This window comes from Methylobacterium sp. WL103 (assembly GCF_008039885.1).
Taxonomy (GTDB): domain Bacteria; phylum Pseudomonadota; class Alphaproteobacteria; order Rhizobiales; family Beijerinckiaceae; genus Methylobacterium; species Methylobacterium cerastii.
On record NZ_VRUX01000655.1, the window covers coordinates 1 to 2,238 of the forward strand.

Here is a 2,238-nt window from a genome sequence, read left to right on the forward strand (position 1 = left end):
TTCACGCTTATGCCGGCATAGGAGTTCGGCTCCGGGCTCGTGGGCTCGGTTAGGTGTATAAGTGACAGGGGGCGGCGAGGGCGACAGAGGCGCCGAGCGCAAAGTGTGCGCCGAGCGCGAGCGACAGGGGCGCGGCGAGCGCGAGGCGCAGGATCCGGGTCAAGCGATCGTCCTTCGATGCGGGCCGCGTACGGCTGGAAACCGAGGGAACCGGATCGGTCCCGCCGGGTTCCGGCGGCCGGTTGCGGCCGATCGCGCGGGCCGGTCCGCCGTGACGATTCCGCAAGCCCTGTCTCGGGTTCGTGGGCGACCTGCGGTCGCGGCGGTTTGCGGCACGGGTCCGGACGCCTTAAGTCGAAGCTCTCTCCCGATGCCCGCGCCGCGGGTGCCTCGCACGCGGTGTGGCATGGCGACCGTCCTCGATCTGCTGAAGAACGATCCGCGGCCGCCGCTCGCGCCCCGCATCCGCCACCCGGAGAAGGCGCACCGGCCGGACCAGCCGGTCCAGCTGCGCAAGCCGGACTGGATCCGCGTGAAGGCGCCGGGGTCCCCGGCCTGGGCAGAGACCCGCGCGATCGTGCGCGAGCACGGCCTCGTGACGGTCTGCGAGGAGGCCGGCTGCCCCAACATCGGCGAATGCTGGGAGAAGCGGCACGCCACCTTCATGATCATGGGCGACACCTGCACGCGGGCCTGCGCCTTCTGCAACGTGCGCACCGGCCTGCCGGGCGCCCTCGACGCCGACGAGCCGGAGAAGATCGGCGACTCGGTGGCCAAGCTCGGCCTGCACCACGTCGTCATCACCTCCGTCGACCGCGACGACCTCGCCGACGGCGGGGCCGAGCACTTCGCCCGCACCATCGCGGCGATCCGCCGGCTCAGCCCCGGCACCACGATCGAGATCCTGACGCCGGACTTCCTGCGCAAGGACGGCGCGCTGGAGACCGTGGTCGCGGCGCGGCCCGACGTGTTCAACCACAACCTCGAGACGGTGCCCGGCAACTACCTCACGGTCCGACCCGGCGCCCGCTACTTCCACTCGGTGCGCCTGCTCCAGCGGGTCAAGGAGCTCGACGCGTCGATCTTCACCAAGTCCGGCATCATGGTCGGCCTCGGCGAGGAGCGGAACGAGGTCGTGCAGCTGATGGACGACCTGCGCTCGGCCGACGTCGACTTCCTCACCATCGGCCAGTACCTGCAACCGACCAAGAAGCACCACGAGGTGATCCGCTTCGTGCCACCCGACGAGTTCAAGGCCTTCGAGACCACCGCCTACGCCAAGGGCTTCCTGCTGGTCTCGGCGACGCCGCTGACCCGCTCGTCGCACCATGCCGGCGAGGATTTTTCGAAGCTGCGGGCCGCCCGCAACGCGCGGCTCGGCGTGCCGGCGGAGGCGGCTGCGGCGATGGTGCGGACCTCGTCCGAGGGAACCGCGCAGCGGGGCGGCGCGCTGATGCCCGCGGGAGCTCTCGCCTCCGCCCCCTTCACAGCCTGAGCCGTCGATGCCGTCCTTCCGGATCACCCGCTGGGTGCGTCACTCGCCCCAGCAGATGTACGACCTCGTCGCCGACGTGGAGCATTACCCCGAGTTCCTGCCGCTGTGCGAATCGCTGCGCGTGCTGCGGCGCCAGCCTGGAACCGGGGAGGGGATGGAGGTGCTCGTGGCTGAGATGGGCGTCGGCTACAAGGCGATCCGCGAGCGCTTCACCACCCGCGTCGGCCTCGCCCCCGCGGACCTCAAGATCACCGCCGAGTACATCGACGGCCCGTTCCGGCACCTCGAGAACCGCTGGGCGTTCAAGCCCGGCCGCGACGGCGGTTGCGACGTCGACTTCTTTATCACCTACGAATTTAAGAGCTTCGCCCTCGGCCTGCTGATGGGCACGATGTTCGACCGCGCCTTCCGCAAGTTCACCGACGCCTTCGAGAGCCGGGCGGACCGGGTCTACGGCACCGCCTGAGGGCGGTTCAGGCGGTTTGGGGCGCGTCGCTTCCGCGAGGGTTGGTCCAGCTCGTCTCGTCGCTGAACCGCGCGGCTCAGCTTCAGAGCGCCGATTCCAGTAGGTCCAGCGCGTCCAGCACCGCGCGGCGTCGGATTTCGGCGCGGCCGAGGTCGCCGTAGCGCCGCTCCAGGTGGTGTACGCCACCTCTTGTCGCCAGGCCGAAATGCACGAGGCCGACGGGCTTGGCCGCGCTTCCGCCGCCGGGCCCGGCGATCCCGGTGATCGCCACCGCCAC

The 2,238-nt window shown here is 70.5% G+C and carries 2 protein-coding genes and 1 pseudogene; 2 read left to right on the top strand and 1 reads right to left on the bottom strand.

Annotated features, from left to right (window positions below; all coding sequences use genetic code 11):
• Positions 1 to 406: 406 nt before the first annotated feature.
• Together lipA and FV222_RS23810 are read left to right on the top strand one after the other, a co-directional pair.
• A pseudogene (gene lipA, locus FV222_RS23805) lies at positions 407 to 1,366 on the top strand (lipoyl synthase); the annotation flags it as partial.
• 136 nt (positions 1,367 to 1,502) lie between these two features.
• A complete protein-coding gene (locus FV222_RS23810) occupies positions 1,503 to 1,961 on the top strand; it encodes a type II toxin-antitoxin system RatA family toxin (RefSeq protein WP_147762808.1) in 459 nt (152 codons plus the stop codon).
• An 82-nt stretch (positions 1,962 to 2,043) separates the two neighbouring features.
• On the opposite strand, the gene FV222_RS23815 is transcribed toward FV222_RS23810, so the two are convergent.
• A partial coding sequence (locus FV222_RS23815) for a CinA family protein (protein ID WP_147815804.1) occupies positions 2,044 to 2,238 on the bottom strand: 195 nt, incomplete at its 5' end.

Excerpts from the sequence above, each read along its gene's own strand:
- FV222_RS23810 (WP_147762808.1), top strand. The coding sequence starts at position 1,503 with ATGCCGTCCTTCCGGATCACCCGCTGGGTGCGTCACTCGCCCCAGCAG.